Source organism: Nocardioides terrae (assembly GCF_900112345.1).
In the GTDB taxonomy this organism is placed as follows: domain Bacteria; phylum Actinomycetota; class Actinomycetes; order Propionibacteriales; family Nocardioidaceae; genus Nocardioides; species Nocardioides terrae.
Genome location: NZ_FOLB01000010.1, coordinates 22555 through 42747, shown reverse-complemented (window position 1 = coordinate 42747; position 20193 = coordinate 22555). Strand labels below are relative to the sequence as shown.

Below are 20193 nucleotides of genomic sequence, written 5' to 3'. Positions count from 1 at the left end.
CGCTCAGACGCCGCCGGCGAGCAGCAGGCCGCCGTCGATGACGAGCGCCTGGCCGGTCATCCACGCCGCGTCGTCGGAGAGCAGGAAGGCCACGACGGAGCCCACGTCGTCGGGGACGCCAAGCCGCTTGAGCGGGTAGGTCGCCGCGACCTCGTCCTCGCGCCCTTCGTAGAGCGCGGTCGCGAACTTCGTCTTCACCACCGCGGGGGCGACCGCGTTGACCCGGATGCTCGGGCCGAGCTCGACGGCGAGCTCCTGGGTGAGGTGGATGAGCATCGCCTTGGTGGCGCCGTACATCGCGATGCCGGGCGCCGGCCGGAGGCCGCCGACTGAGGCGACGTTGACGACCGCCCCGCCGTGCTCGCCCATCCAGGCCCGGTGGGCCTGCTGGATCCACGCGATCGCCGAGAGGCAGTTGACCTCGACCATCTTGCGCGCGGCCGAGAGGTCGAGGCCCATCAGCGGTCCGTAGGTCGGATTGATGCCGGTGTTGTTGACCAGCAGGTCAAGGCTGCCGAACGTCTCCACCGCCGCAGTGACCGTCTCGGCCCGGTGGTCGGGGTCGTCGGCGTGCCCGGCGACGAAGATCGCGTGCTCGGGGCCGCCGAGCTCGGCGACCGCCTGCTCGAGGGCGTCGGTCTTGCGGGCGGTGAGGACCACACGGGCTCCGTCGCTCACCAGTCGCTGGGCGATCGCGAGGCCGATGCCCCGGCTCGCCCCCGTCACGATCGCTGTCCTGCCGTCGAACCGTCCGGGCACGTGGTCTCCTCTGGGCTGGTCACATGACTAAGCGCTTGCTTAGGATGGCCACGATGCCGTACGACGTCGGCGCGGTCAATCCCCGCGTCACGATGAGGAGGCCCGATGAGCGCGTTGCCCGAGACCCGTGGCGACCTCACCCGCGCCCGGCTGATCGAGGCCGCGGTGCGGGCCTTCGGCGCGAAGGGGTTCCACGGCACGACGACGCGCGACATCGCCGCCGCGGCCGGGATGAGCCCGGCGGCGGTCTACGTGCACCACCGCTCCAAGGAGGAGCTTCTCCACGTCATCTCCCGCGACGGGCACCGGACGACGCTCGACCTGGTGCGTCGCGCTGGCGCGGCCGGCTCGGCTGCGACGCCGAGCGAGCGACTGGCGGCCATCGCGCGCGAGTTCGGCCGGCACCACGCGCAGGGCCACACCTGGGCGCGGATCGTGAACTACGAGCTCGAGGCGCTCTCCCCCGACCACCGCGAGGAGATCCGCGCGCTGCGCATCGCCATCGAGCAGGAGGTGCGCGCGGTCATCGAGGACGGCATCGCCTCGGGCGAGTTCGACGTCCCCGAGGTGAGCATGGCGACGACGGCGGTCCTGTCGCTCGGCATCGACATCGCCCGGTGGTACCGCGACGACGGCCGCTGGACGCCCGACGACGTCGGTGACCACATGGCGGTGCTGGCGCTGCGGATCGTCGGCGCCTGACCTGCTACCCCACCACTACTTCGACCCGCTGGAACTCCTTGAGGTCGGTGTAGCCGGTGGTGGCCATCGACCGCTTCAGCGCGCCGATCAGGTTCATCGTGCCGTCGGCGACGTGGCTCGGACCGAGCAGGATCTCCTCGAACGTCCCGACGGGCTCGAACTCCACGCGCTGGCCGCGCGGCAGGTCCGCGTGGTGCGCCTCGGCGCCCCAGTGGAAGCTGCGGCCCGGGGCGTCGGTCGCCCGCGCGAACGGGCTGCCGACCATGACGGCGTCCGCGCCACAGGCGATCGCCTTCGAGATGTCGCCGGACCGGCCGATCGAGCCGTCGGCGATGACGTGGACGTAGCGGCCGCCCGACTCGTCGAGATAGTCGCGGCGAGCCGCGGCGACGTCGGCGACGGCGCTGGCCATCGGGACGGCGACGCCGAGGACGGTGCGGGTCGTGTGGGCGGCACCGCCACCGAACCCCACGAGTACGCCGGCCGCGCCGGTCCGCATCAGGTGGAGCGCGGCCTGGTGGGTCGCGCAGCCGCCGACGATGACCGGGACGTCGAGCTCGTAGATGAACTCCTTGAGGTTCAGCGGCTCGGCCTGGCTGCTCACGTGCTCGGCGGAGACGGTCGTCCCGCGGATGACGAAGAGGTCGACGCCCGCGTCGGTCACCGTCTTGGCGAACTCCTTGGTGCGCTGCGGGCTGAGCGCGCCCGCCACGGTCACGCCGGACTCGCGGATCTCGTGCAGCCGCTCGGTGATCAGCTCGGGCTTGATCGGCTCGGTGTAGATCTCCTGGAGGCGACGCGTCGCGTCGGCGCCGCGCAGGCCGGCGACCTCCTCGAGGAGCGCCTCCGGGTCGGCGTACCGCGTCCAGATGCCCTCGAGGTTGAGCACGCCGAGGCCGCCGAGCTTGCCCAGCTTGATGGCGGTGGCCGGTGACATGACCGAGTCCATGGGAGCGGCGAGCACGGGCAGCTCGAAGCGGTAGGCGTCGATCTGCCAGTCGACGCTGACCTCCCCGACGTCACGCGTCCTGCGGCTGGGGACGATCGCCACGTCGTCGAACGCGTAGGCGCGACGCGCCCGCTTGGCCCGGCCGATCTCGATGTCAGTCACGCGCCGATTCTGGCACCGTCGGAGGGATCGGTGGAAACCGTGGGCCCGCATGCACCACGAGGGCTCACTCCCCGGCGAGGATCGCGACGACCGGCGCGAACGCCTCCATCAGCTCGTCGGCGACGAGGAGGTAGGACAGGCCGAGCCGTTCGCGGCGGTCGCGGACCTGCCCGGCCATCTCCTCGGCCGACCCGGTGACGACGCAGACCGACCCCGCAGCAGCGAGCGCGGCCGGATCCAGCCGTCCCGCGAGGAAGCGGGGCACCGCGTCGCCGACGGCCATCAGGTTGAGGTTGAGCTCCACCGGACGGTCACCGGCCGCGGCGCGCACCCGCCCGGCGAGCCCGGCCACCGCCTCCGCGTCCATGTCGAAGGGCACCCCGAGGGCGGCGATGTCGGCCTCCCGGCCGGCCAGGTCGAGCATCCTGGGACCGCGCGCGGCGACCAGGACCGGCACGGGCGGTGGCTCGACGCCCGGCGGCACGACCGACGCCTCGGTCGCCCGGTAGTGCGGCCCGTCGGCGGTCACCGTCGCACCGGCCACCAGGCGCTTGATGATCGACACCGACTCGGCCAGCCGGCTCACCCGGGTGCCGGCGTCGTCCCAGTGCAGGCCGAGCATCGCGTTGTCGCGGTCGGCGCCGGGGCGGCCGGCGCCGAGGCCGAGCTCGAAGCGCCCCTCGGAGAGCACCGCGAGGGCGACCGCGTCCTTGGCGACCTGGACGGGATGGCGGAAGTCGTTGGCGAGGACATAGCTCCCCACGCGAAGCCGCGACGTGGCCGCAGCCGCCGCCGCGAGCGCGGGGAACACCGAGAGGCCGGCGGCCACGTTGTCGGGCATCACGAGCGTGTCGTAGCCGAGCGCCTCGACCCGGCGGGCCCGGTCGAGCCAGGCCGATCCCGAGGGCGCCTGCGAGGTGACGACGCCGAACCTGAACGGAGTTCTCGTGTCCATGCCCTCCACGGTGGCACTCCCGAGGGCCGGGCGCGTCCGCGCGCTCGCGGCACCGACGTACGCAGTGTTGCGTACGCCGCTCAGTCCGCCCGGAGACCTGACTCGATGGCGAAGACGACGAGCTGGGCCCGGTCGCGTGCCTGCAGCTTCACCATCGCGCGGCTGACGTGGGTGCGGACCGTGTCCGGGCTGAGGAAGAGGGCGTCGGCGATCTCGGTGTTCGAGCGTCCGGTCGCCACCCAGCCCACGATCTCGCGCTCGCGCTCGGTGAGGTCGCCCAGACGGGGGTGCGGCCGGGGCGCCCGCTTGCTCGCACCGAACTCCTCGATCACCCGACGGGTGACCGAGGGGGCGAGCAACGACCCTCCGTCGGCGACGACCCGCACCGCGTCGAGCAGCGCGCTCGGCTCGGCGTCCTTGAGCAGGAAGCCGCTCGCGCCCAGGCGCAGCGCCTCGAAGACGTACTCGTCGAGCTCGAACGTCGTCAGCACCACCACGCGTACGCCGGCCAGCGACTCGTCCCGGCCGACCTGCTCGAGCAGGCCCAGCCCGTCGAGCACGGGCATCCGGATGTCGCACAGCACGACGTCCGGCCGGGTCCGGCGCAGGAGCGCCAACCCCTCGCGCCCGTCGCCGGCCTCGCCGACCAGCTCGAGGTCCGGCTCGGCGTTCACGATGGTGGCCAGCCCCATCCGCAGGAGCGGCTGGTCGTCGACGAGGGCCACCCGGATCCTCTCGTGGCTCATCGGGTCACTCCGGCGGTCAGGGGCATCGTCGCCCGGACCCGGAAGCCGGCCGTGCCTCCGCGCGGGCCCGCCTCGAGCCTGCCGCCGAGCGCCTCCACGCGCGAGCGCATCCCGACCAGCCCGAGCCCGCCGCCCGCGCTGTCAGCGGCCGGGCCGTGGCCGTCGTCCTCGACGGTCACCACGACGCCCGACGGAGACCTGCGGACGGAGACCGCGGCACTGGAGGCGGCGGCGTGCCGGAGCACGTTGGTCAGCCCCTCCTGCACCACGGCGTAGACGGCGCGCCCGACGTCGTCGGGGAGGTCGTCGAGGTCGTCGGGGGCGTCGAGCCCGACGGCCAGCCCGCCCGCCCTGACCCGCGCCACGAGGGCCCGGAGGTCGGCCGGGCCCGGCACCGGTGTCCGGGGCGCGTCGGCCGGGTCGGACAGTCGGGCGAGCTGGGTGCGGAGCAGGTCCAGCGACTCCTTGCTGGTCGACCGGATCGCCTCGAGGCTGGCCCGCGCCGCCTCGGTGTCCCGGTCGAGGACGTGCAGCGCGGCACCGGCCTGCATGGCGATCACCGCGAGCCCGTGCCCCACGCCGTCGTGCAGGTCGGCGGCCATCCGGAGCCGCTCCTCCCCCGCGACGCTGCGGGCGCGCTCGGCGGCCGCGGCGCGGCGGGACCGGCCGGCCGCTCCTGCGGCGCCCGCGGCGGCGACGAGGGCGGTCACGCCGACGGCCTGCCACAGGCTGGGTGCGCGGTCGGCGTTGTGGAGGACGTGGCGCAGCCACAGGCCGGCCACGACGGCGACCACGGCCAGGAGGGCCGGGACGGCCCAGCGACGCGGCGCGACCCGGGACGCGTGCACCAGCGCCAGGGCCGGGACCGCGAGGAACACCGGCCCGTCGGCGTACCCCGCCGTGAAGTAGAGGCCGACCAAGACGCCGCTCAGCGGCAGGGCGACCTGGGTCGGGAGGGGGAGCAGCGCGGGCAGCACCGCGCCGCCGGCGAGCAGGGCACCCCACACGGCCGGCCCCGAGACGTCGGCGTGCAGGTTCGCGCCCAGGGTTCCCATCACGATGACGACCAGCGCCACTCCGGCCAGCCAGGGGACGAGGGCACGAGCGGGTTGTGACATGCCTCGACGCTAGCCGCGCGCGGGCCCTGACGCGTACGGCCCGGGGCGCCTCGGATCTACGCGGTCCTGCGTAGGCCGGAGCCTCCTGCGGGGCGACGCGCGGCGGGATCTGCTCGGCGATGGTGGGACGCATGGATGAGCTACGGAACGACGTGAGGAACGAGCCCAGGGACGACCTGGTGGTGAGGACCGACGGGCTGACCAAGCGGTACAGCGACCGGCTGGCCGTCGACGGGGTCGGCATGACGGTCCGGCGCGGCGAGGTCTACGGCTTCCTGGGACCCAACGGCGCCGGCAAGACGACCACGCTGCGGATGGTGCTCGGCCTGGTTCGGCCCACCGCGGGCACGGCGACGGTGGTGGGGCGACCCGCCGGTGCCGCCGACGTGACCGCCCGGGTGGGAGCACTGATCGAGGGGCCGGGCTTCTTCCCCTACCTGAGCGGGCGCGACAACCTCCGCGCACTGGCCCGCTACCGGCGGCTCGGTGACGAGGAGGTCGAGCGGGTGCTCGACCTGGTGGACCTGACCGGGCGCGCCGACGACCGGTTCAAGGGCTACTCCCTGGGCATGAAGCAGCGGCTCGGCGTCGCCGCCGCGCTGCTCGGCTCGCCCGAGCTGATCGTGCTCGACGAGCCGACGAACGGCCTCGACCCGGCCGGCATGGCCGACATGCGCGCGCTGGTGGTGTCGCTGGCGCGCGGCGGCCAGACCGTGCTCCTCTCCAGCCACCTGCTGGCGGAGGTGCAGGAGATCTGCGACCGGGTCGGCGTGATCGACCAGGGCCGGCTGCTGCGCGAGTCCACGGTCGCCGAGCTCCGCGGCGGCGTCACGCTGCGCGTGCGGGCCGAGCCCGAGGACGCCGCGATCGCGGTCGCGATGCGGCTGGCCGGCGACGACGGCGTGCGCCGCGAGAAGGACGGGTCGCTCGACCTGGACCTGGCCGCCGACGCGGCACCGGAGCTGGCCCGGGCCCTGGTGGCCGCCGGACTGGACGTGCACGAGATCAGCGCGAGGGAGCGGTCGCTCGAGGAGGTCTTCTTCGAGATGACCGGCGACCAGCACACGACGAAGGAGAAGGTGTCATGAACGCGACCACGAACGGGACCACGAACGGGACCACGAACGGGACCATGAACGGGACCATGAACGGGACCCTGGGCGGGATCGTCGACAGCACGAGGGCCGAGCTGATGCGGCTGCGCAAGTGGCCGGCGGTCTGGATCGTCGTCGGCGCGTGGCTCGCGCTCTCGCTGATGTTCGGCTACCTCTTCGACTACCTGGCCTACCGGAGCGGGGACAGCGGCTTCTCCAACGAGGGCGAGACGAAGGCGCAGCTGCTCGCCGGCCTGTTACCTCCGGCGGTCCCCGACGTGATGGTGCAGGGCCTGCCGATGTTCGGCGGCGCGCTGGTGATGGTGCTCGGCGCGCTGGCGGCCGGCAACGGCTTCGCCTGGGGCACCTGGAAGACGGTCTTCACCCAGGGGAAGCCTCGCACGTCGGTGACGATCGGGTCGCTGCTGGCGGTCAGCGCGTTCGTCGTGCTGGTCATGCTGGTCTCGACGGTGCTGTGCCTGGGCTGCTCGTCGCTGATCGCGGCCACCGAGGGGCACTCGCTCACCATGCCGGGGCTCGGCGACGTGGCACGGTCGTTCGGCGGCGGGCTGCTGGTCCTGGAGATGTGGGCGCTGCTCGGCTTCGCCGCCGGCGTGCTCGCCAAGGGCCCGGCCCTGGCCGTCGGCCTCGGCCTGGTCTGGCTGCTGGTCGTCGAGAACCTGCTGCGCGGTGTCGGCAGCCTGCTCTCGGTCGTGGACGCGATCACCCACGTGCTGCCCGGGACCGCGGCCGGCTCGCTGGTCGGCGCCCTGGTCGGCAAGGCGGGCGGCGCGCCCGGGGTGCTGGTCGACATCTCCGGCGGCCGGGCGCTTGTCACCGTCGTGGCTTACGTCGTCGCGCTGGTCGGCCTCACGCTGGTGGTCGTCCGCCGGCGGGACGTGGCCTGACCCTCCCGGTCGCGGCGGCCGCTACCGGCCCAGCTCGCGCAGCCGGTCGAGCACCCGGCGGTCGCGCTTGGTCGGACGGCCGGCTCCGCGCTCGCGCATGAAGACCGGCGCCGCGCGCTCCTCCTTCGGCGGGAGGGCGGGCGTCCGGTCGTCGTACGCCGCCTGGGCCAGGGGCGAACTGACGCGCTTGACGAGCAGCTCCTTGACGATGACGACGTGCTCGCGGTCGGTGAAGACGCGCACCTCGTCGCCGACCTTGACCGGCTGGGCCGGCTTGGCCCGCACGCCGTTGATCCGGATGTGCCCGGCCTTCGCCCCGGCCGTCGCCTGCGACCGCGACTTGTAGAGCCGGACCGCCCAGCACCAGGCGTCGACGCGGGTGCTCACGACCGGTAGTTCGGCGCCTCGACGGTCATCTGCACGTCGTGCGGGTGGCTCTCCTTGAGCGAGGCGGAGGTGATCCGCATGAAGCGGCCCTTCTCCTTGAGCTCGGGGATCGTGCGCGCGCCGACGTAGAACATCGTCTGGTGCAGGCCGCCGACGAGCTGGTGGGCGACGGTCGCGAGCGAGCCCTTGTAGGGGACCTGGCCCTCGATGCCCTCGGGCACGATCATGTCGTCGCTGGTGACCTCGGCCTGGAAGTAGCGGTCCTTGGAGTAGGACTTCTTCCCGCGCGAGGACATGGCGGCCATCGAGCCCATGCCGCGGTAGGCCTTGTACTGCTTGCCGTTGAGGAAGATCAGCTCGCCGGGCGTCTCCTCGGTGCCGGCCAGCAGCGACCCGAGCATGACGGTGTCGGCGCCCGCGACGATCGCCTTGCCGATCTCTCCGGAGTAGCGCAGGCCGCCGTCGGCGATGACCGGGACGCCGGCCGGCTTGCACGCGAGGCTCGCCTCGTAGACCGCGGAGATCTGGGGTACGCCGACGCCGGTGACGACCCGCGTCGTGCAGATCGAGCCCGGGCCGACGCCGACCTTGACCGCGTCGGCGCCCGCGTCGACGAAGGACTGCGCGCCCTCGCGGGTCGCGACGTTGCCGCCGATGACCTGGACGTGCCTGGTGGCCGGGTCGGTCTTGAGCCGGTGGACCATGTCGATGAGCAGGCGCACGTTGCCGTGGGCGGTGTCGGCCACGAGGACGTCGACACCTGCCTCGATCAGCGTCGTGGCGCGCTCCCACGCGTCGCCGAAGTAGCCGATCGCCGCGCCTACGAGGAGGCGACCCTGACCATCCTTGGACGCGTTGGGGAACTGCTCGGACTTCACGAAGTCCTTCACCGTGATGAGCCCGGTGAGCTTGCCCTCCCCGTCGACCAGGGGAAGCCGCTCGCGCTTGTGCTGGCGCAGGAGCTTGGTGGCGTCCTCCCGGCTGATGCCCTCGGGTCCGGTGATGAGCGGGGCGTGCGTCATCACCTCCTCGACCTTGGTCGTCGCCCACTCGGCGAGCGGGGTGAAGCGCAGGTCGCGGTTGGTGATGATGCCGATGAGGCGGTTCTCGGTGTCGACGACGGGGAAGCCCGAGATGCGGTATTCACCGGCGAGGTGGTCGAGCTGCTCGAGGGTCGCGTCGGCGGTGATCGTGACCGGGTTGTTGATGATGCCGGTCTGGGTCCGCTTGACCAGGTCGACCTGGTAGGCCTGGTCCTGGATGGAGAGGTTGCGGTGCAGCACGCCGATGCCGCCCTGGCGGGCCATGGCGATCGCCATCCGCGCCTCGGTCACGGTGTCCATGGCGGCCGAGATGAGCGGTGACTTGAGCGAGAGCTCGCGGGTCAGCTGACTGGTGGTGTCGATGTCGCTCGGGGCGAGATCGGAGTAGCCCGGTAGCAGCAGGACGTCGTCGTAGGTGAGGCCCAGGGTCGCGAACTTCTCGGGGAGCTCCATGACGAAATGCTACGGCGGTTTCCGCCTCGACCCCGAATCCACGGTCGGAGGCGAGACGAGGGACCAGCCTCCTAGCCGGCCAGGGGCTTGAGGCCGCCGACCGAGACCCGCACGGTGAGCTGGTCGCCGGCCATCCTGATCCGGCCGCGCAGGCCGGCCCCGAGCACCATGGGGAGGACCGCGTCGTTGTCCGCGGCGGTGGTCAGCAGCAGCTCGTCAGCGCCCCGGGTGCGCGCGATCCGCCCGGCGCCGAGCAGCAGTCGGGTGCCGATCCCGCGTCGTTGCCAGGCGGCTTCGACGTCGAGGTCGAGGTCGAGGGCGGTGGTGCCGTCGCCGTGCGTCTCGGTCGCGCCGAGCGTGGCCGTCCCCACGACCACGCCCTCGACGTAGGCCGAGATCGAGTCGTCCTCGACGACGTACGCCGGCGAGGTGGGGGTGCCGAGCGGTGCGGGGCTCTGCTCGGCCGGCTCGGGCTCCGGCTCGGTGGTGGCCTCCGCCGCGTGCAGGTGACCGGTCCGGGCGAGCCGGTCGTTGACGAGGTCGGCCATGGCCGCGCCGCGAGCGCGCTCGGTGGGAGTGAACGGAGCCGTCCGGTGCACCTGGACCTGGACGTCGCCGACCACCATCTCCATGGTGTCGTGGACGACGCCGGGGTCGGTGGGCTCGGCCTCCGCGTCGAAGAGCTGGGCGACGATCTCGGGGAAGTGCATCGGGTGGTCGAGGGTCGCGCGGGCGGCCCTGACGTAGCGGGTCGGCTGGTCCTCCAGCGCCGCCTCCGTGCTCGGCTGCGCGACGACGTCCCTACCGCCAGCCCCGGAGACGAGCTCGACGATCCGGCCCGCCGACCACGAGTCGTCGGTGCTCAGCACGATCTCGTCGGTGACGTCCTCGACGCCCGGGAAGATCTGCAGCCGCAGGATGTTGACGTCGGCGTCACCGCAGCGCTGCGCGAGCAGCGCCAGCGTGCCTGGACTGTCCGGAAGGGTGGTGCGCACTCTCCACAGCATGGGGACAGTCTGACCGACGTCGGGTCACGGTGTCGTTCCCCTTCGGTTTCGCGGACGAGACGATCTGCCGGCTCCGCCACCGGTCGGACGTCAGCGGCGCCGCTCGTAGGCGCCCAGGTCGATCCGTCCGGCGACCGGGCGGCGCACCTGGCCGACCGGGCGGACGAACTCCCAGCGCGCCCGCCACCGCCTCGGCACCCGCACGCCGCGATCGATGGCCGGCGACCCCGACCGGAGCCGGAAGTCGCCGGCGCGCGGGTCTACGAACCTTCCGCTCCCGACCCTGCGGTTGGCCCGCGCCGAGATCCCGGCCAGGTTGGTGAGGTCGCCCCGGCCGACCAGCAGGTTGTTGCGGAGCTGGGCGTGGCTGCCGCTGGCGAGCCGGACGAACGTGCCCGTCGTGCGCCGGTTGACGAAGGTGTTGTTGACCACCCACAGCTCGCGCGAGCCGGGCGCGAAGCCCTCGGCGCCGTAGGAGACCAGGGCCGAGTTCTCCGAGTGCGGCCCCTGGACGATGACGTTGCCGGCGACCAGCGACCTGCCGCCGTTGGGCAGGTCGATGGAGTAGCTGGCCGTCGCGTCGCCGTCGGTGATCAGGTTGCCGACGATCGTGTTCCTGGCCGCGCGCGACTTGAGCTCGTGGCCGGCGTCGGCGAGGCCGAGGTAGCTGCCGGTGACCGTGAGCGAGCGGACGCCGCCGACGTAGAGGTTGTGGGTGTAACCGTCGCCGGCGCCGTTGCGGAAGAACCGCGACCGCCGGACCACGACGTCGCTGCCCGGGGCGGCACCGGTCAGGATGCCGTCCTGGTTGTCGTGGAACCAGCTGCGGGTGACGGTGAGCCCGACACCCTCCTGGCGGATGCCCGCGCCGTTGCCGTCACGCACCGCGGCGCCGCTGAAGTCGACGCGGTCCACCCTGGTGTGGTCGCCGGCGATCACCCAGATCGCCTTGCCCTGGGCGCTCCTGCCGCCGGCCCGCAGCCGGGCCCGGCCGCCCACGCCGCGCAGAGTCAGGTCGTCCTGGGTCCAGGTGGCCACGTCGCCGACGTAGGTGGCAGCGTCGATCAGCACGGTGTCCCCGTCGTGGGCCACCGCGGCAGCGGCGCTGGGCGTCGCGAGCGTCCGGCCGGGTCCCACGTGCCACGTCCGCGTCCCGGCCCGGGCCAGCGCCGGGGCCGCTGTGGCGGGGTTCCCGCTGACCGCCACCGTCGCCGTGCACGCCAGCGCCGTCGCCAGCGCCGTCACCGGCGCCGTCACTGTCCTCTTGGCTCGCATCGCTCCATTGTGGACGGTTCCCGACCTCACGCCGAGTCGGCAGAAGCTTTCGCCCCAGAAACGCCGAGTCGGCAGAAGCTCGCGAGGTTCCGCGAGCTTCTGCCGACTCGGGCGTTGTGAGAGGCGAACTTGTGCCGACTCGTCAGTGGCTCAGGTCAGTGGCCGTGGCCGTGACCGTGGCCGTGACCGCCGGCAGCGGCCGGCTCCTCGTCCTCGGGCTTGTCGACGATCAGCGTCTCGGTCGTGAGCAGCATGCCCGCGATCGAGGTCGCGTTGATGAGCGCCGAGCGGGTGACCTTGACCGGGTCGATGACGCCCTGGCCGACCAGGTCGCCGTACTCGCCGGTGGCGGCGTTGTAGCCGTTGCCGACACCCAGCTCGCGCACCTTGGTGGTGATGACGTAGCCGTTCTCGCCACCGTTCTCGGCGATCCAGCGCAGGGGCTCCTCGGCGGACTTGCGCACGATGCGTACGCCGACCGCCTCGTCACCGGTCAGGCCGAGGTCCTTCTCCAGCACCGACACGGCGTGGATCAGCGCCGAGCCGCCGCCGGGGACGATGCCCTCCTCGATGGCCGCGCGGGTCGCCGAGACGGCGTCCTCGATGCGGTGCTTCTTCTCCTTGAGCTCCACCTCGGTGTGGGCGCCGACCTTGATGACGCACACGCCGCCGGCCAGCTTCGCCAGGCGCTCCTGGAGCTTCTCGCGGTCCCAGTCCGAGTCGGTGTTCTCGATCTCGGCCTTGATCTGGTTGACGCGGCCCGCGACCTCGGCGCCGTCACCGGCGCCGTCGACGATCGTGGTGTTGTCCTTGGTGATGACGACACGACGCGCCTGACCGAGGACCTCGAGGCCGACCTGGTCGAGCTTGAGGCCGACCTCGGGGGCGATGACCTGACCGCCGGTGAGGGTCGCGATGTCCTGCATCATCGCCTTGCGGCGGTCGCCGAAGGCCGGGCTCTTGACCGCGACGGCGTTGAACGTGCCGCGGATCTTGTTGACCACCAGGGTCGAGAGCGCCTCGCCGTCGACGTCCTCGGCGAGGATGAAGAGCGGCTTGCCGGCCTGGATGACCTTCTCGAGCAGGGGCAGCAGCTCCTGGACCGAGGAGATCTTCCCCTGGTGCAGCAGGATGTAGGGGTCGTCGAGGACGGCCTCCATGCGCTCGGGGTCGGTGACGAAGTACTGGGAGATGTAGCCCTTGTCGAACTGCATGCCCTCGGTGAACTCGAGCTCGGTGCCCGTGGTGTTGGACTCCTCGACGGTGATGACACCGTCCTTGCCGACCTTGTCGAACGCGTCGGCGAGCAGCTCGCCGATGTGGCTGTCGCGGCTGGAGATGGTCGCGACCGCGGCCATGTCCTCCTTGCTGTCCACGTCGCGCGCGGCGGCGTGCAGCGCGTCGCTCACGGCGCCGGCAGCAGCGTCCATGCCGCGCTTGAGGCTCATCGGGTTGGCGCCGGCCGCGACCGCGCGCAGGCCCTCGTGGACCATCGCCTGGGCGAGCACCGTCGCGGTGGTGGTGCCGTCACCGGCGACGTCGTTGGTCTTGGTGGCGACCTCCTTCGTCAGCTGGGCGCCGAGGTTCTCGAACGGGTCGTCGAGCTCGATCTCACGGGCGACGGTCACGCCGTCGTTGGTGATCGTGGGGGCGCCCCACTTCTTGTCGAGGACGACGTAGCGGCCCTTCGGGCCCAGGGTCACCTTGACGGCGTTGGCGAGGGCGTCGACCCCGCGCTCCAGGGCGCGGCGGGCGTTCTCGTCGAACTCCAGGATCTTCGGCATGACTCTCCTTTGAGATCAGAAAACGGAGCGGGACGTCATGCGGACGGCGCGAGCAGTCGCTCCGTCCGCATGACGTCCCGGGATGTCAGGGCTGCGTCAGCCGATGACTGCGAGGATGTCGCGGGCGGAGAGGATGAGGAACTCCTCGCCGCCGTACTTGACCTCGGTGCCGCCGTACTTGCTGTAGATGATCTTGTCGCCGACGGCGACGTCGAGCGGGACGCGGTTGCCGTTGTCGTCGATGCGACCCGGGCCGACCGCCAGGACCTCGCCCTCCTGGGGCTTCTCCTTGGCGGTGTCCGGGATGACCAGGCCGGAGGCGGTCGTCTGCTCAGCCTCGACCTGCTTGATGACGATGCGGTCCTCGAGAGGCTTGATGTTGATCGACACGGTGTCGACCTCCCCTTCACACTTCGATGGGCGAATCAGTGGACGTCTTCGCCTGCTTGGCTCCAGCGCCGTCGCGGGGGTCGCTCACGAGCCGGCAGGCAGTTGGCACACTCGGGTCGAGAGTGCCAAGTCAGACGTTAGCACTCACCCGGAGGGAGTGCCAGGGTGGTTGCGCCCGTCCGTCCGTGAGGCACGCTCTGAGAGACTGCCCGGATGGAGCTCGACGCGTTCGCCTGGCTGCTGACCGACGACGGCCAGCGACTCCTGGCCCGGGCGACCGAGCTGCGCGGGCTCGACCCGCTCAAGGCGCAGAGCACCCTGCGCAAGGAGGTCCCGGGGGACACGGCGGCGTCGTACGTCGCCGTCGCGATGACCCAGGCGGAGCTGCGGGCGAAGGCCGCGGAGAAGTTCGGGGCGCTCGCCGAGCGGATGTACTTCACCCCCGACGGCCTCGAGCAGGCCACCCGGTTCGCCGTCGCCGAGCACCGCGCCGCACGGCTGGCCGCCTACGGCACCCGGACGCTGATCGACCTGGGCTGCGGCGTCGGTGGCGACCTGATCGCCGCGTCGCGGGCGGGGCTCATCGTCGCGGGCGTCGACCTGGACCCCGAGCGCGTCGCGGTGGCGCAGGCCAACCTGGCCGCCCTCGGGCTGGCCGGTGCCGTGCAGGTCGCGGACGCCACCGAGATCGACCACACCGCCTTCGAGGTCGCCTTCGCCGACCCGGCCCGCCGGGGTGCCCGCGGCCGGGTCTTCGACGCCGAGGGCTGGACGCCGTCGTGGTCGTTCGTCGAGACGCTGCTGACCCGCGACGCGTGCGTGAAGGTCGCGCCCGGCATCCCCCACGGGATGGTCCCGGCCGGCGTCGAGGCCGAGTGGGTCAGTCACCACGGCGACGTCAAGGAGGCAGCGCTGTGGGCCGGCGGCCTGGCGACGGTACGCCGACGGGCGACCGTGATCGGGAACGGCGGTCTGGCCACGCTGACCGACGAGGACGACGCGCCGGCGTCTGTCCGGAGCGTCGGCGACTTCCTCTACGAGCCCGACGGCGCCGTCATACGCGCCGGCCTCGTCACCGCCGTGGCCGACGGCGTGGGCGGCGGACTCGTCGACGAGCACATCGCCTACGTGACCTCCGACGACGCCTTCCGAACGCCGTTCGCCACCACCTACCAGGTGCTCGAGGAGCTCCCCTACCGCGAGCGGGCGCTGCGCGCCGCCCTGCGTGAGCGCGGCATCGGGCGGCTGACCATCAAGAAGCGCGGGGTGTCGGTGGTCCCCGAGCAGCTGCGCCGCGCGCTCTCCCTCGAGGGCCCCAACGAGGCCACCATCGTGCTGACCCGGGTGAGCGGCGAGGGCACGTGCCTGCTCGTGCGCCGGTTGTGACGTCGGTCCGGAGCACACGGACGTGAGCGAGGAGCAGCTGGACCTCGGCGGCCCACCGCGGCGGCCGAACGGTCCCCTCACCCGACTGGCCGCCCGACTGGCCGGCCGGCTGACCGCCCGCCTGGGCCGACGCGGCACGGCGCTGCTGATCGCGGTCGCACTCCTCGCCGCCGGTGGCTGGGCGGTCGCCCACGGCGCCCTCGACGACCCGCCGGCCACGCCACGCCGGTCGACGGCGGCCTCCACGCCGCCGAGCCCCTCGAGCACGCCCTACGTCGGCTCGCTCGAGGAGCTCGACGGCGGTACGCCGGCGGCGCCGGGCCTGCCCTACATCCGCAACGGCATCCTCCATGACGTCGACGGCCGGCAGCGGGCACTGCCGGACGGTCGGTGGCACGACCTCGCCCGCCTCACCGACGGTCGCGTGGTGCTGGTCGGGGACGGCAGCGTCACGGTCGTCGGCACGCGCGGTCCGCGGTCGACGTACCCCATCGAGGGCGACCTGGCGCGACGGCGGGACGGGACGGCCGTCGCCTGGCGCACGCCCGACGGCCCGGTCATGGAGCTCGAGGCCGACGACCCCGGGCCGGCCCGGACGACCGACGGCCGCCTCCTCTCGCCCGCGTGCCGCGGGTGGGAGTCGTCGACGGAGCCACGCGAGCCCTGGCGGTCGTGCGACGAGGACGGCGATCTGGTCAGCCCGGACGGCCGCTACGTCGCTGAGGTGTACCCGCGCCGGGTGCGGATCGGCCTGCGGCACGCCTCGCCGGTCCTGGACGTACGCATCGGCCGGGTCCTCGACGTGGCTTGGGAGAGCGACGGCGCGCTGCTCGTGGTCAGCTACGACGCCACCACGCGGGAGTCCCGGCTGTCCCGGATGGATGCCGTCGACGGCGCCTTCGACGACCTGTTCCTCGCCGGCGGCGGCAAGGACCCGGGGCGTGCCGCGCTGGTGCTGCCCTAGCCGCGATGCAACCCTGACGGACCGGATCGCGTCCTCCTCGTGACAGGCCCGAACACACCGGGCCCCGACGAGCTCGACCGGCACGACCGGGCGCGAGGAGGACAGGATGGACCCGACAGCACTCGCGCCTGGCGTGGACCGAGGAGGTGGCATGGCCGACCGGACCCGCGATGCCGACTTCGCGGCCTACATGCAAGCCCGGCAGCCCGCCCTGCTCCGTACGGCCTTCCTGCTGACCGGCGACCGGCACATCGCCGAGGACGTCGTCGCCACCGCGCTCGCGAAGCTCTACCTCTCGTGGGACAAGGTCCGCGAGCGCGACTCCGTCGACGGCTACGTCCGCCGGATCATCGCGAACGAGACCACGTCGCTGTGGCGGCGCCCGTGGCGCCGGCGCGAGGTCGTCGCCGACGTGCTGCCCGAGCGCAGCCGCGAGGAGACCTACGACGACGGACGGGCCGACGCGGTGTGGCGCGCGGTCACCTCGCTGCCGACGCGCCAGCGGGCGGTCGTCGTGCTGCGCTACTACGAGGAGCTGAGCGAGGCGGAGATCGCCGACGTCCTCGGCATCTCCACCGGGACGGTCAAGTCCCAGGCGTCACGCGCCCTCGCGACGCTCCGTGCCACTCACCCCGACCTCGCCTCCGGGCTGGAGGAGCGATGAACGACTTCAAGGACGCCCTGACCCGCGTCGCCGACGCCTCGGCACCCACCCCCCTCTCCCTCGAGCAGGTCCGCGGCCGGGCGAAGCAGATCCGGCGGCGTCGTACGACGACAGCGGTGCTCGGCACCGCCGCCGCGGTCGCCGCCATCGCCGGCCTCGGCGTGGCGATCGCGCCGTCGGACTCCGGCAACGACAGCGTGCCGCCGGCCAGCCAGACCGCGGACGCCACACCGAGCGCAACGCCGACGGCCCAGGACGCGAACGCCGTCGGGCCGGTCTTCGCGGTGAAGCTCGCCGTCCCGGCCGACCAGACCTCCGGTGCCGAGCCGCGGGTGCCCTACTGGTCCGACGGGCAGATCATCGACAGCGACGGCTCGGTCACCCCCTTCCCCGACCGCCCGGCCACCTTCGTGCGTGACGAGGCGTCCGGCGACTGGGTCGTCGTCGTCCTCGACGAGGCCCACGCCGACCTGGTGCGCGTCACCGACGCCGGCCAGCGGGTGGGCCAGCCCGTGCCTACCTTCGAGCGCGGCCTGGCAGTCGGGCCGCGTGGCGAGATCGTCACCCTCACCCAGCACAACACCCGGACGACCCTGACCGCCGGCGACCACGTCGTCGACCTCGGGACCGGCCTGGAGTGGTCGCAGATCTACGGCGTCATGCCCAACGGGGACGTGGTCGTCCAGGGCGCCGACGGCGTCGAGGTCGTCCACCTGGCCACCGACACGATCGAGTCCGTGCCCTCCCCGGCCACGGCGGTGACGTCCGTGCCGACGGGGCTCGTCGCCTACGGCCGCAGCGACGGCACCTGGGAGGCGCGCGACCCCGACGGTGCGACCCGCTGGACGGTGGACTGGGCAGGGGTCAACTCGTTCAGCCCGAACGGCCGCTACGTCGCGCTGGTCGGCGACCGCGAGCACCGGATCCCGGGAAGCACCGACTGGGACTCCGCCACCGCCACCAGCACGATCTGGATCCGTACGGCGGCCGACCTGCTGCCCGTCGCGGCCTTCGTGGCACCCGAGAACGGCTACTTCGGGAGCTGGACCTGGGACGGCGACGAGCTGCTCGCCGACCTCTACGACCGCGGCAGCGGCGAGTGGTCGCTGGTCCGGCTCTCCGGCGACGGCTTCACGGTCGGCCGCGGCACGGCGCAGAAGGGCGGCGGCGAGCAGCCGGCGTACGTCTTCGGGACCCAGTGACCCGGACCCGGCCGGGACCCTGACGCCGCGTCAGTGACATCTGTCAGGGGTGTCACGTGATGTTCGTCCGGACCTCTCTCAACGGTGCGGGGCCGGCCCGGCGCAGCCGCTAGGTTCTTGCCCATGTTCGCTGCGCTGGGCCGCCTGGCCTCTCGTCGTCCCTGGTTCGTGATCGCCGCGTGGATCGTGCTCGCCGTCGTCGTGGTGGCCTTCCACCCGAAGGTCGAGGCGACGACGGACCAGGCCGACTTCCTGCCCGACAAGTACGAGTCGATCAAGGCCACGTCCCTGATCACCGACGCCTTTCCGCAGCAGCAGGACTCGGGCGCCACGGTGGTCTTCGACCGCACCGACGGGTCGAAGCTCACCCAGGCGGACGTGTCGAAGGTCGGCGAGATCGTGACCGGTCTCGACCTGCCCAAGGTCTTCACCGGAGCGCAGGACCCGCAGGTGTCGCCGACCAACCAGGTCGCGATCGCCAACCTCACCCTCGCCAAGGGCGTCACCGGGCAGGACCCGGAGGACTACAACCAGGTCAAGGACCTGCGTGACGGACTGAAGGACGCGACCAAGGGGACGGGCCTGCGGGCCCAGACCACCGGATCGCTGCCGCAGACCTACGACCAGTCGGAGTCGGGCAGCAACGCCGAGGCGATCGTCGGCCTCGCGACCATCCTGCTCATCATCGTGCTGCTCGCCCTGATCTTCCGCAGCGTCATCATCACACTGCTCCCGATCTTCATCATCGGCTTCTTCCTGACGCCCGTCGCGAACGGTCTCATCGACACCGCGGCCAAGCTCTTCGGCCTGCAGAAGGACCCCTCGACGAGCGTCATCCTGATCGTGGTCCTCTTCGGCATCGGCACGGACTACATCCTCTTCTTCCTGTTCCGCTACCGGGAGCGGATGCGCGACGGCGACGAGCACCGCAACGCCGTGGCGCACGCCATCGAGCGGGCCGGCGAGGCGATCGCCTCCGCCGGGGCGGCCGTCTTCGTCGCTTTCATGACGCTGGTCCTCTCGACGCTCGGCATCTTCCGCTCGATCGGCCCGTCGCTGGCGATCGCCGTCGCGGTCACCGTGATCGCCGCGCTGACGCTCGTCCCGGCCGTCGTCACCGTCCTCGGCCGGGCGCTCTTCTGGCCCTCCAAGAAGTGGAAGCGCCCGTCGACCGGCAGCCGCTTCGCCAGGATCGGCACCTCACTGGGGAAGAACCCCGTCCGCTACGCGATCGCGTCGGGCGGCCTGCTCGCCGTCCTCGCCGTCTTCGCCCTCGGCTTCAACCCCACCTTCGACCTCGGGGCGTCGAGCTCGGCGTCAGACGTCGAGTCCGCCACGGCCACCAAGACCCTGGAGGACGGCGGGTTCTCCGCCGGCGCGACGCAGCCCACGCCCGTCGTGCTCAAGTCGAAGGGTGACCTCTCCCAGGCCGCCGTCGACTCCTTCGCCGACTCGCTGAAGAACGTCGACGGCATCGCCCAGGTGATCAGCGGCCAGATCTCACCGGCCGACCCGTCGACCGCCGTCGTGATGACCGTGCTGGACCACGACCCGGCCTCCGACACCGCGCTCGTCGCTGTCCGCGACGTCATCCGGCCGGCCGTCCACGACGCCGCACCCGACGGGGCCACGGCCTACGTCGGCGGCATCACCTCCGTCTTCGTCGACTTCAAGGCCGCGATGAACCGGGACTACGCCGTCGTCTTCCCCGTCGCGGCGGTCATCATCCTGCTCATCCTCGGGCTGCTGCTGAGGTCGCTGGTCGCGCCGTGGTACCTCATGGTCTCCGTCGGCCTCGGCTTCGCCGCGACGCTCGGCGCCTCGGTGATCGTCTTCCAGCACATCGCCGGGGACACAGGGCTGATCTTCCTGCTGCCGATCTACATCTACCTGTTCGTGGTCGCGCTCGGCACCGACTACAACATCTTGATGATCGCCCGACTGCGGGAGGAGGCGCGCGAGGGCCGACCACCGCGTGAGGCTGCGGCCCTGGCGGTCCGCCATGCCGGACCGACCGTCGGCGCGGCCGGTCTCATCCTGGCCGGAACGTTCGCCTCGCTGATGCTGGCCGGCAACTCCCTGCTGACGTCGATGGGCTTCGCGATCTCGTTCGGCATCGCCGTCGCCGCCTTCGTCATGGCGATGTTCTTCACGCCGGCGCTCACCGCGATCATCGGCCACGCCGCCTGGTGGCCGGGCCACGGTGACGAGAAGGCCCCGACGGAGATGTCCGAGGTCTGACCGC

The 20193-nt window shown here is 72.4% G+C and carries 19 protein-coding genes; 8 read left to right on the top strand and 11 right to left on the bottom strand.

What is annotated here, in order from left to right:
- Positions 1-3: 3 nt before the first annotated feature.
- Positions 4-759 carry an SDR family oxidoreductase gene (locus BM236_RS13770; protein WP_091124827.1) on the bottom strand — a complete coding sequence of 252 codons (756 nt, stop codon included), beginning with the start codon at positions 757-759 and terminating at the stop codon, positions 4-6.
- A gap of 105 nt (positions 760-864) precedes the next feature.
- Here BM236_RS13770 and BM236_RS13765 point away from each other — a divergent pair, with 105 nt between their 5' ends.
- Entirely contained in the window at positions 865-1461 is a 597-nt protein-coding gene (locus tag BM236_RS13765; protein WP_091124825.1) for a TetR/AcrR family transcriptional regulator, read from the top strand.
- A 4-nt stretch (positions 1462-1465) separates the two neighbouring features.
- Here the strand turns inward: BM236_RS13765 and BM236_RS13760 are convergent, their stop codons facing one another.
- The 4 genes from BM236_RS13760 to BM236_RS13745 all read right to left on the bottom strand — a co-directional run bounded on the left by BM236_RS13760 (position 1466) and on the right by BM236_RS13745 (position 5391).
- Positions 1466-2572 carry a GuaB3 family IMP dehydrogenase-related protein gene (locus BM236_RS13760; RefSeq protein WP_091124823.1) on the bottom strand — a complete coding sequence of 369 codons (1107 nt, stop codon included), beginning with the start codon at positions 2570-2572 and terminating at the stop codon, positions 1466-1468.
- Between the two features lie 64 nt (positions 2573-2636).
- On the bottom strand, positions 2637-3527 hold the full coding sequence (locus tag BM236_RS13755; RefSeq protein ID WP_091124820.1) for a TIGR03621 family F420-dependent LLM class oxidoreductase: 891 nt from the start codon (positions 3525-3527) through the stop codon (positions 2637-2639).
- A gap of 80 nt (positions 3528-3607) precedes the next feature.
- Complete coding sequence (locus BM236_RS13750; RefSeq protein ID WP_091124817.1) at positions 3608-4273, bottom strand: response regulator; 666 nt, start codon at positions 4271-4273, stop codon at positions 3608-3610.
- Positions 4270-5391: a sensor histidine kinase gene (locus BM236_RS13745; RefSeq protein ID WP_139230113.1), complete on the bottom strand. Its 1122-nt coding sequence runs from the start codon at positions 5389-5391 to the stop codon at positions 4270-4272. Before BM236_RS13745 ends, BM236_RS13750 begins: the two co-directional genes overlap by 4 nt.
- Positions 5392-5522: 131 nt before the next feature.
- Between BM236_RS13745 and BM236_RS13740 the strand changes: the two genes are divergently transcribed.
- Both BM236_RS13740 and BM236_RS13735 read left to right on the top strand, forming a co-directional pair.
- Positions 5523-6479, top strand: coding sequence for an ABC transporter ATP-binding protein (locus tag BM236_RS13740; protein ID WP_091124814.1), 957 nt, complete (start codon positions 5523-5525; stop codon positions 6477-6479).
- A complete protein-coding gene (locus tag BM236_RS13735) occupies positions 6476-7393 on the top strand; it encodes an ABC transporter permease (RefSeq protein ID WP_245750337.1) in 918 nt (305 codons plus the stop codon). The genes BM236_RS13740 and BM236_RS13735 overlap by 4 nt, the downstream gene beginning before the upstream one ends.
- Before the next feature lie 21 nt (positions 7394-7414).
- Here the strand turns inward: BM236_RS13735 and BM236_RS13730 are convergent, their stop codons facing one another.
- The 6 genes from BM236_RS13730 to groES form a co-directional block, all read right to left on the bottom strand.
- Positions 7415-7780: an RNA-binding S4 domain-containing protein gene (locus BM236_RS13730; protein WP_091124811.1), complete on the bottom strand. Its 366-nt coding sequence runs from the start codon at positions 7778-7780 to the stop codon at positions 7415-7417.
- A complete protein-coding gene (gene guaB, locus BM236_RS13725; protein ID WP_091124808.1) occupies positions 7777-9276 on the bottom strand; it encodes an IMP dehydrogenase in 1500 nt (499 codons plus the stop codon). The genes BM236_RS13730 and guaB overlap by 4 nt, the downstream gene beginning before the upstream one ends.
- A gap of 71 nt (positions 9277-9347) precedes the next feature.
- Positions 9348-10283 (bottom strand): GNAT family N-acetyltransferase, encoded by a 936-nt coding sequence (locus BM236_RS13720; protein WP_091124807.1) that lies wholly within the window; start codon positions 10281-10283, stop codon positions 9348-9350.
- Positions 10284-10373: 90 nt separating this feature from the next.
- The gene (locus BM236_RS13715; RefSeq protein ID WP_091124804.1) at positions 10374-11558 is read right to left on the bottom strand and encodes a right-handed parallel beta-helix repeat-containing protein; all 1185 of its coding nucleotides are present in this window, start codon (positions 11556-11558) and stop codon (positions 10374-10376) included.
- A 155-nt stretch (positions 11559-11713) separates the two neighbouring features.
- Positions 11714-13342: a chaperonin GroEL gene (gene groL / locus BM236_RS13710; RefSeq protein ID WP_091124802.1), complete on the bottom strand. Its 1629-nt coding sequence runs from the start codon at positions 13340-13342 to the stop codon at positions 11714-11716.
- Between the two features lie 96 nt (positions 13343-13438).
- Positions 13439-13732, bottom strand: coding sequence for a co-chaperone GroES (groES, locus tag BM236_RS13705; RefSeq protein WP_091124800.1), 294 nt, complete (start codon positions 13730-13732; stop codon positions 13439-13441).
- A 213-nt stretch (positions 13733-13945) separates the two neighbouring features.
- Here groES and BM236_RS13700 point away from each other — a divergent pair, with 213 nt between their 5' ends.
- The 5 genes from BM236_RS13700 (at position 13946) to BM236_RS13680 (ending at position 20189) form a co-directional block, all read left to right on the top strand.
- Positions 13946-15118: a class I SAM-dependent methyltransferase gene (locus BM236_RS13700; RefSeq protein WP_139230112.1), complete on the top strand. Its 1173-nt coding sequence runs from the start codon at positions 13946-13948 to the stop codon at positions 15116-15118.
- A 22-nt stretch (positions 15119-15140) separates the two neighbouring features.
- Entirely contained in the window at positions 15141-16082 is a 942-nt protein-coding gene (locus BM236_RS13695; RefSeq protein WP_091124798.1) for a hypothetical protein, read from the top strand.
- A 151-nt stretch (positions 16083-16233) separates the two neighbouring features.
- A complete protein-coding gene (locus BM236_RS13690; RefSeq protein ID WP_091124796.1) occupies positions 16234-16746 on the top strand; it encodes a SigE family RNA polymerase sigma factor in 513 nt (170 codons plus the stop codon).
- Complete coding sequence (locus BM236_RS13685) at positions 16743-17948, top strand: hypothetical protein (protein ID WP_091124794.1); 1206 nt, start codon at positions 16743-16745, stop codon at positions 17946-17948. The genes BM236_RS13690 and BM236_RS13685 overlap by 4 nt, the downstream gene beginning before the upstream one ends.
- A gap of 123 nt (positions 17949-18071) precedes the next feature.
- Positions 18072-20189: an MMPL family transporter gene (locus tag BM236_RS13680; RefSeq protein ID WP_091124792.1), complete on the top strand. Its 2118-nt coding sequence runs from the start codon at positions 18072-18074 to the stop codon at positions 20187-20189.
- Positions 20190-20193 lie beyond the last annotated feature (4 nt).

Excerpts from the sequence above, each read along its gene's own strand:
- BM236_RS13765 (WP_091124825.1), top strand. The coding sequence starts at position 865 with ATGAGCGCGTTGCCCGAGACCCGTGGCGACCTCACCCGCGCCCGGCTG.
- BM236_RS13755 (WP_091124820.1), bottom strand. The coding sequence starts at position 3,527 with ATGGACACGAGAACTCCGTTCAGGTTCGGCGTCGTCACCTCGCAGGCG.
- BM236_RS13750 (WP_091124817.1), bottom strand. The coding sequence starts at position 4,273 with ATGAGCCACGAGAGGATCCGGGTGGCCCTCGTCGACGACCAGCCGCTC.
- BM236_RS13745 (WP_139230113.1), bottom strand. The coding sequence starts at position 5,391 with ATGTCACAACCCGCTCGTGCCCTCGTCCCCTGGCTGGCCGGAGTGGCG.
- BM236_RS13740 (WP_091124814.1), top strand. The coding sequence starts at position 5,523 with ATGGATGAGCTACGGAACGACGTGAGGAACGAGCCCAGGGACGACCTG.
- BM236_RS13735 (WP_245750337.1), top strand. The coding sequence starts at position 6,476 with ATGAACGCGACCACGAACGGGACCACGAACGGGACCACGAACGGGACC.
- guaB (WP_091124808.1), bottom strand. The coding sequence starts at position 9,276 with ATGGAGCTCCCCGAGAAGTTCGCGACCCTGGGCCTCACCTACGACGAC.
- BM236_RS13720 (WP_091124807.1), bottom strand. The coding sequence starts at position 10,283 with ATGCTGTGGAGAGTGCGCACCACCCTTCCGGACAGTCCAGGCACGCTG.
- BM236_RS13715 (WP_091124804.1), bottom strand. The coding sequence starts at position 11,558 with ATGCGAGCCAAGAGGACAGTGACGGCGCCGGTGACGGCGCTGGCGACG.
- groL (WP_091124802.1), bottom strand. The coding sequence starts at position 13,342 with ATGCCGAAGATCCTGGAGTTCGACGAGAACGCCCGCCGCGCCCTGGAG.
- BM236_RS13700 (WP_139230112.1), top strand. The coding sequence starts at position 13,946 with ATGGAGCTCGACGCGTTCGCCTGGCTGCTGACCGACGACGGCCAGCGA.
- BM236_RS13690 (WP_091124796.1), top strand. The coding sequence starts at position 16,234 with ATGGCCGACCGGACCCGCGATGCCGACTTCGCGGCCTACATGCAAGCC.
- BM236_RS13685 (WP_091124794.1), top strand. The coding sequence starts at position 16,743 with ATGAACGACTTCAAGGACGCCCTGACCCGCGTCGCCGACGCCTCGGCA.
- BM236_RS13680 (WP_091124792.1), top strand. The coding sequence starts at position 18,072 with ATGTTCGCTGCGCTGGGCCGCCTGGCCTCTCGTCGTCCCTGGTTCGTG.